General features: G+C 60.5%; 19 protein-coding genes and 1 tRNA gene. 18 read left to right on the top strand and 2 right to left on the bottom strand.

Going from position 1 to position 18,975, the window contains the following annotated elements:
- The first annotated feature begins 15 nt into the window (after positions 1-15).
- From murA to Q0677_RS08500, 13 genes are all read left to right on the top strand, one after another.
- Positions 16-1,281 (top strand): UDP-N-acetylglucosamine 1-carboxyvinyltransferase, encoded by a 1,266-nt coding sequence (gene murA / locus Q0677_RS08560; protein ID WP_298908443.1) that lies wholly within the window; start codon positions 16-18, stop codon positions 1,279-1,281.
- A 5-nt stretch (positions 1,282-1,286) separates the two neighbouring features.
- Positions 1,287-1,769 (top strand): DUF2948 family protein, encoded by a 483-nt coding sequence (locus Q0677_RS08555; RefSeq protein ID WP_298908441.1) that lies wholly within the window; start codon positions 1,287-1,289, stop codon positions 1,767-1,769.
- 60 nt (positions 1,770-1,829) lie between these two features.
- Complete coding sequence (hisD, locus tag Q0677_RS08550) at positions 1,830-3,131, top strand: histidinol dehydrogenase (protein ID WP_298908439.1); 1,302 nt, start codon at positions 1,830-1,832, stop codon at positions 3,129-3,131.
- A gap of 16 nt (positions 3,132-3,147) precedes the next feature.
- Entirely contained in the window at positions 3,148-3,630 is a 483-nt protein-coding gene (locus Q0677_RS08545) for a UPF0262 family protein (RefSeq protein ID WP_133489381.1), read from the top strand.
- Between the two features lie 2 nt (positions 3,631-3,632).
- Positions 3,633-4,103, top strand: a complete 471-nt coding sequence (locus tag Q0677_RS08540; RefSeq protein WP_247093845.1) for a low molecular weight phosphatase family protein — start codon at positions 3,633-3,635, stop codon at positions 4,101-4,103.
- Positions 4,104-4,225: 122 nt separating this feature from the next.
- The gene (gene infA / locus Q0677_RS08535) at positions 4,226-4,444 is read left to right on the top strand and encodes a translation initiation factor IF-1 (RefSeq protein ID WP_008186030.1); all 219 of its coding nucleotides are present in this window, start codon (positions 4,226-4,228) and stop codon (positions 4,442-4,444) included.
- A 12-nt stretch (positions 4,445-4,456) separates the two neighbouring features.
- A complete protein-coding gene (locus tag Q0677_RS08530; protein ID WP_247093843.1) occupies positions 4,457-5,044 on the top strand; it encodes a nucleoside triphosphate pyrophosphatase in 588 nt (195 codons plus the stop codon).
- Positions 5,041-6,078 carry a ribonuclease E/G gene (locus Q0677_RS08525; RefSeq protein WP_298908429.1) on the top strand — a complete coding sequence of 346 codons (1,038 nt, stop codon included), beginning with the start codon at positions 5,041-5,043 and terminating at the stop codon, positions 6,076-6,078. Before Q0677_RS08530 ends, Q0677_RS08525 begins: the two co-directional genes overlap by 4 nt.
- Positions 6,078-6,272, top strand: coding sequence for a DNA gyrase inhibitor YacG (gene yacG / locus Q0677_RS08520; protein ID WP_298908427.1), 195 nt, complete (start codon positions 6,078-6,080; stop codon positions 6,270-6,272). Before Q0677_RS08525 ends, yacG begins: the two co-directional genes overlap by 1 nt.
- A 90-nt stretch (positions 6,273-6,362) precedes the next feature.
- A tRNA-Phe gene (locus Q0677_RS08515) sits at positions 6,363-6,437 on the top strand.
- A 164-nt stretch (positions 6,438-6,601) separates the two neighbouring features.
- The gene (locus Q0677_RS08510) at positions 6,602-7,168 is read left to right on the top strand and encodes a hypothetical protein (protein WP_298908425.1); all 567 of its coding nucleotides are present in this window, start codon (positions 6,602-6,604) and stop codon (positions 7,166-7,168) included.
- The gene (locus Q0677_RS08505) at positions 7,110-8,588 is read left to right on the top strand and encodes a DNA polymerase Y family protein (RefSeq protein WP_298909116.1); all 1,479 of its coding nucleotides are present in this window, start codon (positions 7,110-7,112) and stop codon (positions 8,586-8,588) included. Before Q0677_RS08510 ends, Q0677_RS08505 begins: the two co-directional genes overlap by 59 nt.
- A complete protein-coding gene (locus Q0677_RS08500) occupies positions 8,585-11,938 on the top strand; it encodes an error-prone DNA polymerase (RefSeq protein ID WP_298908423.1) in 3,354 nt (1,117 codons plus the stop codon). Before Q0677_RS08505 ends, Q0677_RS08500 begins: the two co-directional genes overlap by 4 nt.
- A gap of 119 nt (positions 11,939-12,057) precedes the next feature.
- Here the strand turns inward: Q0677_RS08500 and Q0677_RS08495 are convergent, their stop codons facing one another.
- A complete protein-coding gene (locus tag Q0677_RS08495) occupies positions 12,058-12,933 on the bottom strand; it encodes a hypothetical protein (RefSeq protein ID WP_298908422.1) in 876 nt (291 codons plus the stop codon).
- Between the two features lie 53 nt (positions 12,934-12,986).
- The gene (locus tag Q0677_RS08490) at positions 12,987-13,994 is read right to left on the bottom strand and encodes a fatty acid desaturase (RefSeq protein WP_298908420.1); all 1,008 of its coding nucleotides are present in this window, start codon (positions 13,992-13,994) and stop codon (positions 12,987-12,989) included.
- Positions 13,995-14,175: 181 nt separating this feature from the next.
- Between Q0677_RS08490 and phnC the strand changes: the two genes are divergently transcribed.
- The 5 genes from phnC to Q0677_RS08465 all read left to right on the top strand — a co-directional run bounded on the left by phnC (position 14,176) and on the right by Q0677_RS08465 (position 18,839).
- Positions 14,176-15,006, top strand: coding sequence for a phosphonate ABC transporter ATP-binding protein (phnC, locus tag Q0677_RS08485; RefSeq protein ID WP_298908419.1), 831 nt, complete (start codon positions 14,176-14,178; stop codon positions 15,004-15,006).
- A gap of 53 nt (positions 15,007-15,059) precedes the next feature.
- The gene (phnD, locus tag Q0677_RS08480) at positions 15,060-15,962 is read left to right on the top strand and encodes a phosphonate ABC transporter substrate-binding protein (RefSeq protein ID WP_298908418.1); all 903 of its coding nucleotides are present in this window, start codon (positions 15,060-15,062) and stop codon (positions 15,960-15,962) included.
- Positions 15,963-16,030: 68 nt separating this feature from the next.
- Positions 16,031-16,900: a phosphonate ABC transporter, permease protein PhnE gene (phnE, locus tag Q0677_RS08475; protein WP_298908417.1), complete on the top strand. Its 870-nt coding sequence runs from the start codon at positions 16,031-16,033 to the stop codon at positions 16,898-16,900.
- The gene (gene phnE, locus Q0677_RS08470) at positions 16,897-18,225 is read left to right on the top strand and encodes a phosphonate ABC transporter, permease protein PhnE (protein ID WP_298908415.1); all 1,329 of its coding nucleotides are present in this window, start codon (positions 16,897-16,899) and stop codon (positions 18,223-18,225) included. Before phnE (Q0677_RS08475) ends, phnE (Q0677_RS08470) begins: the two co-directional genes overlap by 4 nt.
- The gene (locus Q0677_RS08465) at positions 18,225-18,839 is read left to right on the top strand and encodes a chloramphenicol acetyltransferase (RefSeq protein WP_298908413.1); all 615 of its coding nucleotides are present in this window, start codon (positions 18,225-18,227) and stop codon (positions 18,837-18,839) included. Before phnE (Q0677_RS08470) ends, Q0677_RS08465 begins: the two co-directional genes overlap by 1 nt.
- Positions 18,840-18,975: the final 136 nt, after the last annotated feature.

Here is an 18,975-nt window from a genome sequence, read left to right as displayed (position 1 = left end):
AGGTAAGGCAGGTACATGGATTCGATTGTAGTGACCGGCGGCAGCGAGCTGCGTGGAGAAATTCCGATTGCGGGAGCGAAAAACGCCTGTCTGACCCTGATGCCCGCGACGATTCTGTCGGACGAGCCTCTGACCCTGACCAACGCCCCGCGTCTGTCGGACATCAAGACGATGACCCAACTGCTTGAAAGCCTTGGCGCCGAGGCTGCCTCGATGCAAGACGGGCAGGTTCTGACCATGTCCAGCCATAACCTCGACAACCACGTCGCAGATTATGACATCGTGCGGAAGATGCGCGCGTCGAATCTGGTGCTGGGACCAATGCTGGCCCGTCTGGGCCATGCAGTTGTGTCCCTGCCCGGCGGCTGCGCCATTGGCGCCCGTCCGATGGACCTGCACATTCATGGGCTTGAGAAACTAGGCGCCGAGATCGAGCTGAAAGACGGCTATCTGCACGCCAAGGCGCCGCGCGGCCTGAAAGGTGCCGAGATCGAGCTGGCCTTTGCTTCCGTTGGCGCGACCGAGAACATCCTGATGGCCTCGACCCTGGCCAAAGGCACCACCGTCATTCGCAACGCCGCTCGTGAACCGGAAATCGTCGATCTGGCTGACTGCCTGCGCAAGATGGGCGCCCAGATCGACGGCGACGGCACCTCGGAAATCGTCATTCAGGGCGTGGATCGCCTGCACGGCGCGACTCACCCCGTTGTCACCGACCGTATTGAACTTGGCACCTACATGCTGGCCCCGGCCATTGCGGGTGGCGAGGTGGAATGCCTGGGCGGGAAGATCTCGTTGGTCAAAAGCTTCTGCGAGAAGCTGGACGCGGCGGGCATCCACGTGGAAGAGACCGAACGCGGCCTGAAGGTTGCGCGCCGCAATGGCCGCGTCTCTGCCGTGGACGTCACGACCGAACCCTTCCCCGGCTTCCCCACCGACCTTCAGGCGCAGATGATGGCAATGCTGTGTACGGCCGAGGGCACCTCGACCCTGCATGAAACCATCTTCGAGAATCGCTTCATGCACGCCCCCGAATTGATGCGCATGGGCGCGAATATCGAAGTGCATGGCGGCACGGCCACCGTACATGGTGTTGAGAAGCTGAAAGGGGCGCCTGTGATGGCGACCGATCTGCGTGCGTCTGTGTCGCTGATTCTGGCCGGTCTGGCTGCTGAAGGCGAAACCGTCGTCAGCCGCGTGTATCACCTTGATCGCGGATACGAGAAAGTTGTGCGCAAACTGTCCTCGATCGGGGCCAAGGTCGAACGCGTGAAGGAGTGACCGACATGCAAGATGCACGGTTCGAAGATGGTGGCGAGAACGCCCTGAAGCTGGTGGCGCTGGATGCCGAAGATCTTGCGGTGGTTTCGGCCCTGACGCAGGACGCGGTATTTCCCGCGTCCGAAATCTCGTGGAACCCCGCGCAACGCCGCTTTGCGCTGCTGATCAACCGTTTCCGCTGGGAAGACAAAAAAGCCGCCGAGGCACGTGGCCGCCCCGTCGAACGCGTGCAATCGGTGCTGTCCGTGACGGATGTTCTAAAAGTGCAAAGCCAAGGCGTTCAGAAGGGCGACAAGGACATGATCCTGTCACTTTTGTCCCTGTCCTTCGCGCCCGGCGACGACGGGATGGGCCGGATCGAGTTGGTACTGGCGGGCGACGGTGCGATTGCATTGGATGTCGAAGCGCTGGACGTGACCCTTCAAGACGTCACCCGGCCTTACATTGCGCCGTCGAAACACACGCCGACGCACGATCTAACTGAGTGATCCCCCTGCCCGCTTGAAGCAATGCCGCGCCGCAGCTAAAACGGCGCAAAGGAGAGCGCCATGCCCCAGTTTCTGAACAGCACATCCGCCGATTTCGAGGCCCGTTTCACCGCGCTTCTGTCGATGAAGCGCGAGGACAGCCCAGATGTGGATGCTGCCGTAGCGGATATCATTGCCGATGTGCGCGAACGTGGGGATCAGGCGGTGATCGACCTGACCTCGAAATTCGACCGGCTGGAGCTGACACCCGCCACGCTGCGCTTCTCGGAAGCCGAGATCGAGGCGGAATGCGCCAAGGTCTCGGACGAAGATCGTGCAGCCCTTGAATTGGCTGCCGAGCGCATCCGCGCCTATCACACCCGCCAGATGCCCGAGGATCAGCGCTGGACCGACGACAGCGGGGCCGATTTGGGTTGGCGTTGGAGTGCCGTCTCTGCCGCGGGTCTATACGTCCCCGGCGGGCTGGCGAGCTATCCTTCCTCGGTCCTAATGAACGCCATCCCGGCGAAGGTTGCAGGCGTTGATCGTCTGGCGATCACCGTGCCCACGCCCGACGGGATCTCGAACCCGTTGGTGTTGCTGGCCGCGAAGATCGCCGGTGTCGACGAGATCTACCGCATTGGCGGTGCGCAGGCTGTAGCCGCACTCGCCTATGGCACCGACACCATCGCGCCCGTGGACAAGATCACCGGACCGGGCAATGCCTTTGTGGCCGCCGCCAAGCGCCGCGTGTTCGGCAAGGTGGGCATCGACATGATCGCGGGGCCTTCGGAAATTCTGGTCATTGCGGATGCGGACAATGATCCCGATTGGCTGGCCTTGGACCTGATGAGCCAGGCCGAACACGACGAAAGCGCCCAATCGATTCTGATCACCACCGACGAAGCGTTCGGTCAGAAAGTGGCCGATGCGGTCACCGCACGTCTGGAAACGCTGGAACGGCGTCAGATCGCAGGTGCCAGCTGGCGCGACTTTGGCGCGGTGATCACAGTACGCGATCTGGACGAGGCCGCCGCGCTGTCGAACCGCATCGCGCCCGAGCACCTCGAACTCTGCGTAGCCGACCCTGAAGCCCTGTCGGACAAATGCGTCCACGCAGGCGCCATTTTCATTGGCAAATTCACGCCTGAAGCCATCGGCGACTATGTCGGCGGCCCCAACCACGTGCTGCCCACAGCGCGCTCGGCCCGCTTCAGCTCGGGCCTGTCGGTGATGGATTTTCTGAAACGCACCACTTTGGCGCGTATGACACCCGGCGCGCTGGCCGCCATTGGCCCCGCCGCAGAAACCCTCGCCATTTCCGAAAGTCTTGAAGCCCACGGCCTATCCGTGCGCGCAAGGCTTGACGCCCTTAACGATTGACCCTCAGATAGTGCCAATGACCACGAACCGCATCACCCATATCGAAATAGATGATACCGGCCTTGCCGCCCCGACGCCCGAAATCGAGCAGGAGCGCAAAGTCGCGATTTTCGATCTGTTGGAAGACAACAGCTTTGATCTGGCCCCGCGCGGCGATCAGCCCGCCCCGGATGGTCCCTATCATCTGGCCTTAGCAATCCGCGAGAAACGCCTGGTGGTCGACGCCAAGACCGAAGCGGGTGATCCGGCGGGTGAATTCCACCTGTCGCTTGGCCCATTCCGTCAGGTTGTGAAGGACTACTTCGCGATCTGCGAAAGCTATTTCGACGCCGTGAAAAAGCTGCCTCCCAGCCAGATCGAAGCCATCGACATGGCGCGGCGCGGCATTCACAATGAAGGTGCGCGCGTGTTGCAGGAACGTCTTGAGGGCAAGGCAGACATCGACATCGACACCGCCCGCCGCCTGTTCACCCTGATCTGCGTGTTGCACTGGGGGTAAGCTTGAGCGGTGAACGTCCTCAGTCCGTGCTGTTTTGCTGTGACCACAATTCTGTGCGGTCACCGATGGCCGAAGGGATGATGAAGGCGTTTTACGGCCATGACATCTATGTGCAATCTGCTGGCGTACACAGCGAGCTCGATATCGACGGGTTTTCTGTCGCGGTGTGCGAAGAGTTGGGGATCCAGCTGTCCGGCCACCGGGTACGCAGCTTTGACCAGATGGAAGAATGGGGCGACGACCTGTCCAGCTTTGACCTGATCATCGCATTGTCCCCTGCAAGCCAACGCCGTGCGTTGGAATTGACGCGCGTGTTCCATCTGGACGTGGAATACTGGCCCATCCTTGACCCTACTGGTCTGGGCACACGACGTGACGAAAAGCTGATGAATTACCGGCAAGCGCGGGATCAGATTCGCGACCGGATAATCGAACGGTTTGGCACTCCGACAAAGGATGACTCTTCGGCGTGACGCCGACGACGCATGACGTAGGCAGCAAATCTGGCTTCCCTGCCGAATTCCCTTGAAAACCGGGACGTTTCCCCCCATTTAGTAGGCGCCCACGATGGGTGGGTGAAAATACAGGAGTGAACATGGCCAAGGAAGAACTGCTCGAATTTCCCGGTGTCGTTAAGGAACTCCTGCCGAACGCGACATTTCTGGTCGAGCTAGAGAACGGCCATACGATCATCGCTCACACGGCAGGTAAGATGCGCAAGAACCGCATCCGCGTTCTGGCTGGCGACAAGGTGCAGGTCGAAATGACCCCCTATGATCTGACCAAAGGTCGGATCAACTATCGCTTCAAGTAAGCGCCGTCGCGCATGACGCGTCTTAAACTGATTCTGGGCTCTGGCAGCCCAAGACGGGCCGAGTTGCTGGGGCAGCTCGGCCTTGTTGCTGACGACATCCGCCCGCCGGATGTGGATGAGACGCCCAAAAAGGGCGAGCTTCCATTGAACTATTGCCGCCGGATTGCGGCCTCGAAAGCTGCCGCGATGTCTGTCGCTGCGGACGAGGTCGTGCTGTGTGCCGACACCACCGTCGCGCTGGGCCGCCGCATCATGGGCAAGCCCGAAGATGCAGCCCAGGCCGCCGAGTTCCTTCTGGCCCTGTCTGGGCGCCGTCACCGGGTCATCACCTCGGTCGTGGTGCGCAATGCCACCGGCACCTGGGCGCGTGATGTGGTGACCGATGTCAAAATGAAGCGTCTGTCGAATGAAGAGCTGAATGGCTATCTGGCCACCGGCGACTGGCAGGGCAAAGCGGGCGGTTACGCCATCCAAGGCCCCGCAGGCGCGTTCATCCCATGGATTCAGGGCAGCTATACCGCCGTAGTCGGGCTGCCCGTTGCGGAGACCGCCGGGCTACTTCAGGCCGCAGGCTTCCCCCTATACGGAGCAGAGACATGAAGGGCAGCGTGATTGCGCTTGATACCTATGAAGGCCGCATGGCCGCAGCTCAGATCACTGACGGGGCGCTAACCGATCTGCTGATCGAACCGCCCGAGGGCGTGGTGCTGCCCGGTGCAATTTTCCGCGCCATCTGTGATCGCCCCCTGAAGGGCCAAGGCGGTATGATGTTGCGTCTTCCCGACGGACAGACGGGCTTCCTGCGTCAAGGCAAGGGTCTGAAACCAGGCGAACGCATTCTGGTGCAGGTCACGGGCTTTGGCGAAGACGGCAAGGCTGTTCCGGTCACGCAAAAAGTTCTCTTTAAAAGCCGCTATGCCATCGTCACCCCCGGCGCGCCTGGCATAAATGTCAGCCGCGCGATTCGCGATGACGAGGCCCGTGTGCGTCTGCTGGAAATCGCGCATGAAGTCATGGGCGACGCCGAAGAAGGCCTGATCATTCGTTCGGTCGCCGAAAAGGGCGCGGACGATGATGTGGCGGCAGACATTGCAGCCATGCTCGACCTCAGCCGCGCGGTGCTGGCTGATTCCGAAGGCGATGCGGAGCTTCTGGTCGATGGCCCCGACCCGCACGAGCTTGCGTGGCGTGAATGGCCCGAACCGGACCAGTTGGACGCCGCTGAGGGCGCATTTGACCGCCATAACGTGCACGAGATGATCGACGCCGCCCGAGGGGCGTTCGTGCGGTTATCCGGTGGCGCCTCGATGTTCGTTGAGCCCACCCGCGCGCTCGTGACCGTGGACGTCAACACGGGCGGAGACACCAGCCCGGCGGCGGGTCTGAAGGCCAACATTGCCGCAGCCCGTGCGCTGCCCGCCGCGCTGAGATGCCGGGGCTTGGGCGGCCAGATCGTCGTCGATTTCGCCCCCTGCCCCAAAAAAGACCGCCGCCAGCTGGAACAGGTTCTGCGCGCGGCTTTGAAAGCCGAGGGCATCGAAACCGCCATGGTCGGATGGACGCAACTGGGCCTGTTCGAGCTGCAGCGCAAACGCGAACGCCTACCCCTGTCGCGCTGTCTGGAGAAACGCTAATGGCTTGTCCCATCTGCGAAAAAGACACGGATCCCAAGTATCGCCCCTTTTGCTCGAAGCGCTGCGCTGATGTTGATCTGGGTCGCTGGCTGAACGGCTCTTACGCCGTCCCCGCCGACAGTCCCGAGGATCTGGACGAGGCCGCAGAAGCCATGTCTCAGGCCCTTTCGCGCGAAACTTTGAAGCCGCACTGAAAAACCTTCGAAAAACCAACTTTTCCCTCTGGACACCGCCGACCCCCACGACTAAAACGCGCCCACCCGAACGATAAAACGTTCACCCGTGCCCGGGTAGCTCAGGGGTAGAGCAGTGGATTGAAAATCCTCGTGTCGGTGGTTCGATTCCGCCCCCGGGCACCATTTAATGCATTAAAATCATCGCCCTACATCAATGCAAGCCTTTGACGCGGCATCTAAGAATTGGTACGGGTCTCATTTCTGGACTGACGAGGTCTTATCTTTCGCCGCAACTGTACCAATGTCCGGTATTGTCTGGCCCAAGTGCTTACCAATACATTCTACCCATGCAACATGCAGAGATTCCATTCTTCCCTCCTGCCAGAACCCGCACACATGAGGTATGCGGGCCCGGAGCGTATATGTTTGCTTTTATGCTCGCGACGCGTTTAAGCGGGGGAGCGATGTGGATTCGCGAAAACTGGGAAACCAGTCAGATCAACCCTGCTGGCTTTGCCGATTTCACAAACCCTTCGCGGTTGATCCGCTGCATCACCCAAAACCAAACGGAAACACTTGCAGTGGCCGAGGAGGCCTTGCGTTCGGGGGCGGTGTCGCTGGTTATAATGCAGCTTAGCCAACCTGTTGGTTTGACCGAGGGGCGGCGGTTGCAGCTTGCCGCGCGGGATGGGGACGCCACCGGATTGGCGATTATTCCCGAAGGAATGGGCAGCAATGCCGTGGAAACGCGCTGGCGCTGCACGCCAGTCTTCGACCCCCAGACAGGCGCCGAGGACTCGACTCTACAACGGTGGGAGCTTATTAAGAACAAATCAGGAACATTGGATGTCTGGCATGTTCGATGGGATAAAGCGTCGCGTCGTTTCTTTGTGGTTCCCCCGCCTCGCAAGTGAGCGGGTTTTACGCCAACGCCCGATCGACGGGCCATTTGCCCTGACGTTCAAACAGAATAATGCCAATCGGATTTATTGCCTGAACCAAGCGGCAGCACAGCAGGGGCTGCATCCGGGGATGCCCTATGCGGATGCACGTGCCTTTTGCCCAAACCTACAAAGCCGGACAGCCGAACCGGAACAAGATTTCCGCTTCCTGCGCGCCCTATGCCGTTGGGCCACGCGCTATTGCCCATGGGTCGGGACAGAGGGTGCGGATGGGTTGGTGATGGATGTCGCCGGGTCCACACATCTGTTTGGCGGCGAACCCCCTATGCTGGCTGATATGCGCATGCATTTGATGCGCGCAGGGCTATCTGTGCAGATTGGCTGTGCCGATACGCGCGGGGCGGCCTGGGCCTTGGCGCATTATGACGAGGGGATTGCCCCAAGCGGGGATATGCTGGCCGCCTTGAAATATCTGCCGGTGGCAGGTTTGCGGATCGACGAGGATATGTCGATTGCATTGCAACGTCTGGGGCTGCGCAGCATTGGTGATCTGGCCAATGCCGCGCGTGCGCCGCTGACCCGCCGCTTTGGGCCTGGCCTGCTGTTGCGATTAGATCAGGCCTTGGGCGCACAGCCCGAACAGATCTCACCCGATGCCGACCCTCCCCACTATGCGGTGCGCATAACCTTGCCCGAACCGATTGGCTTGCTCGCCGATGTGATGGCTGGGACAGAGCGATTGCTGTCAAAACTCTGCGCGAAACTGAAGGCACAAGAAATGGGTGCGCGCAAACTTTGCCTCACCCTGCGCCGCGTTGATCAGGACCAGCAACTCGTTGAACTGCGTTTGGCGCGACCATTGCGCGACCCCAAACGTATTTTGTCCCTGTTCGAGCGCGGATTGAGCGAGATTGATGCGGGGTTTGGCATCGACCAACTGCGCTTGGAAGCCACGCAAGTTGACGCTGTTCCGATACAACAAATCAGCCATGTGTCAGACGGAAGAGAAGACAGGCTGGACGATCTGATCAGTCGACTTGGCACGCGGATCGGATTGGAAAACATCCATCGTTTCCTGCCGGCTGACAGCCATATTCCAGAGCGCAGTTTTATCATCGCACCCGCCGCCTATTCTGAACCGGCAGCGGGATGGAGCAGCCTGAACCCGCGCCCCCTGATCCTCTTTCCGCCCGAACCCATTTCCGCCAGCGGGTCTCGCCCGCCAGCGCGGTTCCGTTGGCGACGGATGCCCCTGACCACGGGGCGCGCCACTGGACCAGAGCGTATCGCGCCAGAATGGTGGCTTGGGGATGAGAACTGGCGTTCAGGTCTGCGCGATTACTGGCGGGTAGAGACGCGCGAAGGGCGCAGGCTATGGCTATTTTATACGCCGCAAAATCCGGGTTGGTTCGTGCAGGGAGAATTCGCATGACCCCACCGCCGCCCCATCTGCGCAGCCTGCAAGCGCAGGGAAGTTCCTATGCCGAACTTTGCGTCACCACGAATTTCACCTTCCTGACCGGGGCCTCGCATCCCGAGGAACTGGTGGTGCGGGCTGCTGAATTGGGGCTGTCGGCCATTGCCATCACGGATCGCAATTCATTGGCGGGGGTGGTGCGCGCGTGGTCGGCGCTCAGGGAACTTCGGCGTGAAACGCAGGATGTGGTCCAGATCCGATCACAACAGAGGGTGGATAGCTCGTCCCGGCAGCCCAGAGGGCAGAGTGATCCGCTGGCGAAGCCCGATACGGCACCGTTACCCAAGCTGATTGTCGGCTGCCGGTTGGTGTTGCAGGACAGTTCAGTGGACTGGATCGCCCTGCCGCGCGACAGGGCGGCGTATAAGCGGCTCACGCGGCTTCTGACGCTTGGCAAGCGACGGGCCGAGAAAGGGGAATGCATCCTTTACAGAAAGGATATGATCCCCGCCTGCAAAGGCATGATCCTGATTGCCCTGCCGCAGGGCGGATTAAAGGATGCGGTTTCCGAGCTTCGCAGCCTAGGGCGACATTTTCCGGGTCACGTCTTTTTGGGGGCGGCACCGCGTTATGATGGCAGTGATCAGGCCTATCTGAACACCTGCGCACAGGCCGCGCAAAGGGCGTCTGCCCCGATGGTGGCGGTGGGGGATGTTCTGATGCACCGCGCGTCCCGCCGTCAGCTGGCAGATGTGCTGACCTGTCTGCGCGAACATATCACCATTGATGAAATCGGCACCCGCGCGCTTGCGAATGGTGAGCGCCGCCTAAAAGCAGGGGCCGATATGGCGCGGGTCTTTCACACCCATCCGGCAGCCCTGCGTCGGACAATAGAGATCGCGGATAAATGCAGCTTTGATCTGGGTGAGCTCTCATACGAATACCCGCATGAAGAAACCGAAGGGGAAACCCCGTTCGAGCGGCTAGAGCGGTTGGCGCAGGACGGCTTGCGCCGCCGCTATCCCGACGGCCCTCCGGACCGGGCTCTGGAGTTGATGGCCAAGGAATTGGCTGTGGTGAAAGAGCTGGATTTCCCCGCCTATTTCCTGACCGTGCATGACATTGTGCAATTCGCCAAATCACAGGGCATTCTGTGCCAGGGGCGTGGGTCGGCAGCAAACTCGATCCTCTGTTATCTTCTGGGCATCACCGATGTCAGCCCCGATATGATCGCGATGGTGTTTGAACGTTTCATCTCGAAATACCGGGGCGAGCCGCCGGATATCGACGTGGATTTCGAACATGAACGGCGCGAAGAGGTGATCCAGTGGATCTATGAAAAATACGGCCGCCACCGCGCCGGGCTGTGTGCCACCGTGATCCATTTTCGCACCCGTGCGGCCATCCGCGAGGTGGGCAAGGTGATGGGCCTGTCGCAGGACGTCACAGCCGGGTTGTCGGGGCAGATCTGGGGGATGAGCAATGGTGGCGTTGATCTGGACCGCATCCGCGAGCTGGGACTGGACCCCAACGACCGCCGCCTGATGCAGACCATCCATCTGATCCGCGAAATCATCGGCTTCCCCCGCCACCTATCCCAGCATGTGGGCGGGTTCGTCATAACGGGCGGGCGGCTGGATGAGCTCGCCCCGATCGAAAACGCCGCGATGGAGGACCGCACCGTCATCTGTTGGGACAAGGATGACATCGACGCCTTGGGCATCCTGAAAGTGGATATTCTGGGACTGGGAATGCTCAGCTGCCTGCGCAAAAGCTTTGCTCTGCTGGACGAATTCGAAGGGATGGACCTGAGCATCGCCACCGTCCCGCAAGAAGATCCCACCACCTATGACATGCTGTGTGCCGCCGATGCGGTCGGGGTATTTCAGGTCGAAAGCCGCGCCCAGATGAACTTCCTGCCCCGGATGAAGCCGCAAACCTTCTATGATCTGGTGATCGAGGTCGCCATCGTCCGCCCCGGCCCCATTCAGGGCGGCATGGTGCAGCCTTTTATCAAGCGCCGCCAAGGGCTTGAGCAACCCGAACCTTTCGGCCCCGAACTGGAAGAGGTGACACGCCGCACCCTAGGCGTCCCCCTGTTTCAAGAACAGGCGATGCAGATCGCCGTGGTCGGCGCGGGCTTCACGGCGGAAGAGGCCGACCACCTGCGCCGTTCGCTGGCCTCGTTCCGGCGGATGGGCACCATTGGGCAATACCGCGACAAGTTCGTCACCGGCATGCTGAAGAACGGCTATAGTGCCGAGGTCGCCGACCGCTGCTTTGGCCAGATCGAGGGCTTTGCCGATTACGGTTTCCCCGAAAGCCACGCGGCGGCCTTTGCGATGCTGGCTTACGTCTCGGCCTGGATGAAATGCCACCACCCGGCGGTCTTTGCCTGCGCGCTTTTGAACTCGCAGCCAATGGGGTTCTATGCGCCTGCCCAGATTGTGCGGGATGTGCGCGAACATGGAGTGGAAACCCGTCCAATCTGTGTAAATCACTCCGAATGGGATAACACGCTGGAACGTCGTGCCGATGGTGCGCTGGCGCTGCGTCTGGGGTTTCGTCAGATCAAAGGGTTCAAGAAAGAGGATGCGGGTTGGATCGCCGCGGCGCGTGGCAATGGCTACCCGGATCCGCAAGCCTTGTGGCTGCGCGCGGGTCTGCGTCCAGATGTGATGATGCGTCTGGCCGAGGCAGATGCGTTTTCCGATATGGGTCTGAACCGGCGTGATGCGCTTTGGCAGGTCAAGGCGATCCAAAGCCCCAAGCCTTTGCCCCTGTTTAATGATCCGATTGATGGGGAACGCATTGATGAACCAGATATCCAGTTACCGAACATGCAACTGGGCGAAGAGGTGGTTGAGGACTATGTTTCAACTCGGCTAAGCCTGCGCGCCCACCCGATGGAGCTGCTGCGCCCCACACTTCCGGGTCTTGTGACCCATGCATCCCTGCAAGACATACCCTTGGGTCAGCACAGTGTCTGCGGTCTGGTCATCACAAGGCAACGCCCCGGCACGGCCTCGGGTGTGATTTTCCTGACGCTGGAAGATGAAACGGGTGTCAGCAATGTGGTGGTCTGGCCCAAAGTGTACGAGCGGTTCCGGCGCTCGGTCATGGGCGGGCGGCTCTTGCGCGTCACGGGCTATCTGCAACGTGAAGGCATCGTGGTGCATCTGATCGCGCAGAAGGTTGAGGATCTGTCCTACAGACTGTCCGAATTAGGGCACCCCCAACCCGAAGCCCTAACCACCGAAGGCCCCCGCGCGGATGACACCCCCAAAACCGCCCGCCATCCCGCCCGGGCCATGCATCCACGCGATCAGGCAAAGCGGTTGTTCCCAAGCCGAGATTTTCATTAAAGCCGATAGGCAGATTCAACAGGCCATCATATCGGTGGTTCTATTTCGCCCCCAGACGCCGTTCGTCCACGATTGCGACCGTAGGCTAAAGGCGTCTTCGAAACATGGCCTATCTGGGGTCAAAATTCGTCTTTGCGTCCGAAAATAACGTAGAGACGGCGTACCAGAATGCGACGCATCGCAACCTTGGCACCATTTTGGGTGAGGGGGACAAATCCACCTCTGCGCGGCGGCAGGTTTGGGTCGGCTATTAACCCCAATTGCATGTTGAACCGGCTTGGACGCAGTGTGTTGGCAGGGCAGTTGTCTTTAAGAGCGCAGGCCAGCGGACGATTTGTCGGCAGGCCGCTTGCGGCGAAGATTGGGTCGCCGACATGCAGCGATCCATCGCACCGTGCTTCGATAAAACCGGTATCGTCATCTGCCCAGCGCAGGCGCAGGTTGAACCGATGCCAGTCGCCGAACTGTTCGGGCGTAATGCAAGTACGGCCCATGAAGGTCACGCCATGTCGGGCGTCGAGCTTCAGGTCAAAGAGAGGTTGTCCGCCCTCAGCGCCTTCCCAGCGGGCCAGCACCAATTGGCTACCTTCTCCGCGCGCCCTACCCTGATAGCGCAGTGATGGGTCAATCCGGAATTCGAAGCTATAGAGGAACCGCTGGCCCCGTTGCCATTCCACCTGCTGCTCCCAGACCTTGCCGGTCTGGATGGTCGACCGCGTTGTCCTTGTCGCGCAGTCACTGGATCCGGTGTGGTCGGAATGCCCGGTGCATTGCCCTTGCTGGATCGAAAAGACGATCTCCCCACCCCTGCTTTCCGGAGCCGAGACCGAGCGCGGGGTGATGCTGAAATGCGAGGGGACCCAATCGGGTAGGCTTGCAGAAACGCTCGTCACATCCGCTGCAACGGGCGAGGCCACGCCGGATTCCGTAAACCCGTGCGGCGCACTCGTCTGGCAAGCGGCAAGTAGAAAAGCGAGGAACACGGCGTATCGCATGACAGGCCCTTTGTCGTCAGTTGGCTACTCAGCTGCTGGCGCGAACCGAGGGGTCACGAGACACCGCTCACCGAGACCTGCCGCGCGGCGCCGGGAAAGGGGATCATCCGGCCCAGATCTTCGTCATAGAGCTTCCAACGCAGGCATTTCACCCCTTCGATAAAGCTGATCTTCTCGGACTGGATCAACCCGCGGGCCTCCAGATCCTCGTGGGCTTTGCGAATCTTGTAGCCTGGGATCTTGGCGTTCAGGTGGTGCAGATCGTGATAGGCGATGTCCATTGTCACCACATCGAACAGCCGTCCCCAGTCCAGCACCGAAGAGCCCTCGAGCGCGGCTTGTTCGAAATTGAGTTCGGGTTTCCGGCCCCAATGCACATGTTCGAAATTGTGCAGCACATAGGGGATCAGCCCGCCAAATGTGCAGGCAATATAGATCGACCCAATCCATACCCAAATGCCGGGCCAACCCGCATACGCCCAGACCGAATATCCCAAGCCAGCCAGCAGAAGATTGTGCAAAACCAGATCCCAGACCCCGGTTTTGAACCCATAGAGCGGCATCCGGCGCAGGATGGCATAAAGGATGAACGGTCCGATCGCGACAAGGATGAACGGGCTGCGGTAAATCCGGTAATAGAGCCGCCTTCCCAAACTGGCCTTTTTCCATTCCGCCAATGTCATCACCTCGATTTCAAACGCGTCGCGGCGGTTTAGATCGGCAACATAGCGGTGATGCAGATTATGCTTATAGCGGGTGGCCTGATACGGCGTCATTGCAATCGGGGACAGCAAGGTTCCAACAACGTCATTCAAGCGCCGGCTGGTGAAAAAGGCCCGATGCAAGCAATCGTGCTGGATCATGTAGATCCTAAGCCCCATCGCGGCGGCAAGAACCATGAGGGGCACCATCAACCACCATGTTCCGATCGTCGATAGGGCAAGAACCAAGGCCACGACATAAAGCCCAAGGCTAATCCCCAACTCCCACCATGCGCGTGTGTCGTCGGCTGTCGCATAGCCGCGCGCGACTGAATGAAGCGTGATTGATCCCTCTGACATTTCCCCTCCCAGTATTTTGTTGTTTCTGGGTTTCTCCTTCACGTTAGCAATCTGAAGGGTTTTCAATCAAGGGCGACGATCACCGACCTTCGCGGCGATGCGGCGTTACAGAAGTTTTGTATTGCCGACACAAAGCTGTTGGGAAACGCCCATATCCCCCCCTCGAAACGAAGGGGGCGACATGCTGCAGATTACAAACCTGACCAAAGCTTTTGGCGACAAGCGCGCGGTGGACAACGTGACCATTTCGGTCGAGCGCCCCTGCATGATCGGCATCATCGGGGCCTCGGGCGCCGGCAAATCGACGCTTCTGCGGATGGTCAATCGGTTGACTGATCCCACCGAGGGCCAGATCCTGTTTCAGAACAAGAACGTCACCCGTCTGAGCGGTGCAGCAAAGCGGGAATGGCAGTCGCAATGCGCGATGATCTTCCAGCAGTTCAATCTGGTGCCGCGTATGGATGTGGCCTCGAACGTGCTGCATGGCACGCTGAACCGCCATTCGACATTGTCGACCCTGTTCAACCTATTCCCGAAGGCCGACATTCACCGCGCCATCGAGATCCTCGAGCGTTTGGGCATTGCCGAACACGCCGCCAAACGGGCCGAGGCCCTGTCCGGCGGGCAACAGCAACGCGTGGCGATTGCCCGTGCGCTGATGCAGGATCCGTCGATCATTCTGGCCGACGAGCCCATCGCCTCGCTTGACCCGATGAACGCACAGATCGTGATGCAGACCCTGCGCCGCATCCATGACGAAGATGGCCGTCTGGTCATCGCCAACCTGCACACGCTGGATACTGCGCGCCGCTATTGCGACCGCGTGATCGGCATGCGCGCAGGCCGGGTTGTCTTTGACGGCACCCCCGAACAACTGACGGCCGGTGTGGCCCGCGACATCTATGGCGCGGACGACACGTTCAGCGAAGCGGCCACATCCACCGAACTGGGCGTTCTGGACGCAGCCTCACAGGCGGCATCCGAAGAACGCACTCCGTTTTACCTGCCCTGATCAACTTGAACCGAACAATCGATGGGACAGGGCGCCCATCAGGAGAAATCCAAATGAAAAAGCTTCTTGCTCTTGCACTGACCACGACCGCTCTGGCCGCTCCGGCCATGGCTGCGGACATCACCGAGTTCCGCATCGGCATTCTGGGCGGCGAAAACGCTCAGGACCGTCTGAACAACAACGAATGTCTGCGTGAATACACCGAAGAAACCCTGGGTGTTGAAGCCAAGCTGTTCGCCCCGGTCGACTATAACGGTGTGATCCAGGGCCTGCTGGGCGGCACCATCGACATGGCGTGGCTGGGTGCGTCGGGCTATGCCAAAACCTTCCTGTCGGACCCGGAAGCGGTCGAGCCGGTTCTGGTGAAAGTGAACACCGATGGCGGCTATGGCTACTTCTCGATCGGCTTTGCCCGCAAGGACAGCGGCATCACCAAGCTGGAAGACCTGAAGGACAAGACCTTCGGCTTCGGCGACCCCAACTCGACCTCGGGCTACCTGATCCCGTCGATCGAAATCCCGCAGCAGATCAACGCCTCGATGGAATCGGGTGACTATTTCGGTGAAGTGAAATTCACCGGCGGTCACGAGCAAACCATCGTTGCTGTAAACAATGGTGACGTTCAGGGCGGCGTGACCTGGGCTGACGGTCTGGGTGAATGGGAAGACGGCTATCAGTCGGGTGCTCTGCGCCGCGCTGTGGATGCCGGTCTGGTCGACATGAACGATCTGGTCGAGATCTGGCGTTCGGCCCCGATCCCGGAAGGCCCGGTTGTGCTGCGTAAAGCCCTGCCTGCCGACGTGAAAGAAAAGATGACCGCGCTGATGGCTGGTCTGGCCGAGAAAGACCGCGAGTGCTTCTACGGCGTGGCCGCTGGCGAAGCCCGTGCTTTCGAGCCGATCACCCATGACGCTTACGAAGTGATCATCGAAGCCCGCAAGCTGAAATCGAAATAAGCGATTTTCAACAAGCTGCTGGCGGGTCCCGCGATGTCGGGGCCCGTCTTTTCAAACGAGGTGGGGACATGAGCAATATCGAGCAGAACAACCAGACCTACATGGACATGGTCCGACGCAAACGCCTCTATGGTGGCATCATGCTGGCGGTGTTCGTGGCTTTGATGCTGGCGGGCTTCCGCACGGCGGATGCACGCAACGCTGGCAGCTTTATTGACGGTTGGCATCGCTTCTTCGACTTCCCCGCCGAGGTTCTGGGCGAAGCGGCGGGCAAACTGGCCGAGTTCCCCGCCCATTTCGCGCAATACGCCCCCTCGCTTCTGGAAACCATCAATATCGCGGCGGCCTCGACCCTGCTGGGCGCGTTGGGGGCGGTGATCCTGTCGCTGCTCGCCACCCGCGGCATGGCCCGCTGGCCCCGCCTGATCCCCGTTTTCCGCCGCGCTCTGGACATCATGCGCGCCATGCCCGAGATCGTGATCGCCTTGGTGCTGATCTTCATCCTTGGCGGTGGACCGGTGCCCGCAATGATCGCGATTGCGTTCCACACTGTGGGTGCCTTGGGCAAGCTCTTCTCGGAAGTGAACGAAAACGCGTCGCTGAAACCGGTCGAGGGGCTATCTTCAGTCGGGGCAAGCTGGGCGCAACGCATGGTGCTGGGCGTGATCCCGCAGGTCGCGCCGAATTACCTCAGCTATGCGCTGCTGCGCTTTGAGATCAACATCCGCGCCTCGGCCATCCTTGGTTTCGTCGGCGCAGGCGGCATTGGCTACGAACTGAAAAACGCCATGACTTGGGGCAAAGGCCAATATGACGAGGCCGCAGCGATCTTCCTGATGCTGTTTGTCACCATCGTGGTGGTGGACCAATTGTCCTCTGCCCTGCGCGACCGCCTGACCCACGGCAAGAAATCCAACATGATCGGAGCACAGGCATGAGCACCGCAACCCTCACCCCCGCCGCGACAACCGCGCGCCTGATCCGTGATACCGACGCGCTCTTTGCCCGCAAACGGGTGGTTGCCCTTGCGGTCCCCGCGCTGATCCTTGCCTATTTCGCGTATATCTTCATCGCTTTCGACATCGCAGGGCTGCGTGACCGCGCCAGTCTGGACAATGCGATGACGCTGGTCAACGACAGCTACTCCTACAAAACCCACGTGGCCCGCGACAATCGCTCGGGCGAGGTCTCCATCTCGATCGAAGGCGAACGCAAGGGGGCCTACCCCGACGGGATGTCGCCTGACTGGGTCACCCTTGGCGACGACACGGTCATCACCCTGCCGAAGGGGCACGAAGTTCTGTTTCTGGCGGATGGGTCAGTGCGCTATGACATTCCGGGCTACGGCCTTGTCACCGCCACTCCGGGCCGCTCTGGCGTGAACGCAGTTCTTCCCGACGGTGACGTGCCGAACTGGATCAACGCATCCAAGAACCGCCTTGCGATCAAGACCGAAGCCGGACGCCTGACCATCACCCGCAACCGCACCGAAGTGTTCCGCTATACCATGGGGTGGGAGCTTTTCTTCTTCACCCTCGACAGCCCCTATCACGGACTTGGTCCAGTAGCGCTGGCCCAGCGCGCAGCCAACGGCGAAGCGGGTGCCATTTGGTCCGACTTCTGGAACAACCGCATGTGGCAACACCATCAGGTGGCCTGGGCGATTTTCGAAACCATCCTGATGGCCTTCCTTGGTACTTTCGGTGCCGCCATCGTGGCCCTGCCACTGGCCCTTCTTGCCGCCCGCAACTTCGCCCCCTTCGTCTGGGTCCGCATGGTGACACGCCGTGTCTTCGACTTCTTCCGCGGCGTGGACGCGCTGATCTGGACCATCGTTCTGGCCCGCGCCTTCGGCCCCGGCCCCTTGACCGGCGCACTGGCGATCCTGATCACGGATACTGGAAGCTTCGGCAAAATGTTCTCTGAAACGCTCGAAAACGTGGACGGAAAGCAAATCGAGGGCATCCGCTCGACCGGTGCCAAACCGCTGCAAACCTACCGCTTCGGCGTCCTGCCGCAGATCACCCCGATCTTCCTGTCGCAAGTGCTCTACTATCTGGAATCCAACACCCGCTCCGCCACCATCATCGGCGCGATCACTGGGGGCGGCATTGGCCTTCTTCTGACGCAGGCCATGATCACCCAGAAAGACTGGGAAGAGGTCGCCTATTACATCACCCTGATCATCTTGATGGTGATGTTGATGGACTGGTTCTCGGGCTGGCTGCGCAAACGCTTGATCGGCGGACAGGACGCACACTGATGCCCAAACTCTCCCCCGATGACCCCGTCCTGCATCCCGATTGCGAAATCCATAACAGCACCTTCGGGCGCTACGTGGAAATCGGTCGGGGCACGCGGCTGGTGAATGCGCAGCTCGGCGACTATTCCTATTGCGACCGCCACGCGGATATCGCCAATGCGCAGATCGGCAAGTTCGCCAATATCGCCGCAATGACCCGGATCGGAGCAACGGACCACCCGCTGGAGACGGCATCCTGCCACCACTTCCTCTATCGGTCCGAATACTATTGGGACGATGTGACAGCAGACGAGGACTTCTTCGCCCGCCGCGCCGCCCGCGTCGCCCATATCGGCCACGACACATGGATCGGCCACGGCGCGATGGTGAAACCCGAGGTGACGCTGGGCCACGGGGCCGTCGTGGCCTCGGGCGCCATCGTGACCAAGGATGTCGCGCCCTACACGATTGTCGCGGGCGTCCCGGCCGCACCCATCCGCGCACGCCAACCAAAACAGGTTGCCGAACGCCTTATAGAACTCGCCTGGTGGGATTGGGACCACGCCCGCCTGCGCGCCTCACTCGAAGACTTCCGCAGCCTCAGCGCCGAAGCTTTCCTCGAAAAATACGCATAAGTTTTCGCCCTTCCTTTTGCCCAAAATACCTCGGGGTGAGCGCGCTTGCCGCGCGAGGGGCAGCGCCCCTCTCAGGCTCGTCGCAGATGAGCCACCGCCGCCGCGCGTCCCAAGGCAACGCCGAGGGCAAAATCAA

This window comes from uncultured Aliiroseovarius sp. (assembly GCF_947492455.1).
In the GTDB taxonomy this organism is placed as follows: Bacteria; Pseudomonadota; Alphaproteobacteria; order Rhodobacterales; family Rhodobacteraceae; genus Aliiroseovarius.
Note: the sequence above shows the minus strand (reverse complement) of the source record. Positions and strands in the feature narration are given on the sequence as shown.